This window comes from Adlercreutzia equolifaciens, assembly GCF_029076695.1.
Taxonomy (GTDB): Bacteria; Actinomycetota; Coriobacteriia; order Coriobacteriales; family Eggerthellaceae; genus Adlercreutzia; species Adlercreutzia equolifaciens_A.
Map to the genome: position 1 here is coordinate 1 of NZ_JARFIK010000620.1, position 288 is coordinate 288.

Sequence of the window (288 nt, forward strand, 5' to 3'; positions counted from 1 at the left end):
TGCTGTGATTCTTGTACCTTCGATTTCAATACAACCGCACAATCTTGACATTTCACTGAAAAAGTCATCATTTGCAGCATCAACAACACTATACATATCATTCAGCATATATTTCAGTTCATCACGCTCGTCTTTCAAATGTCTATTTTCTTCTTTCAGCTTTGCAACTTCTGCTTCAAGAACTTCCTCATAACTGTTTTTATTCTTCTTCATTATTTTCACCTTCCTCTTTTACTTCATCGGTTGTTTCTTCCGGCTTCACCTGATCATTGAATCTGTCAAGTTTTC

General features: G+C 35.8%; 1 protein-coding gene. It reads right to left on the reverse strand.

Annotation, left to right across the window (positions count from 1 at the left end; all coding sequences use genetic code 11):
* Window positions 1-213 (reverse strand): hypothetical protein (locus tag PZH32_RS13855; RefSeq protein WP_275208848.1); only part of this gene is annotated, 213 nt, incomplete at its 3' end.
* Between the last annotated feature and the right edge of the window lie 75 nt (window positions 214-288).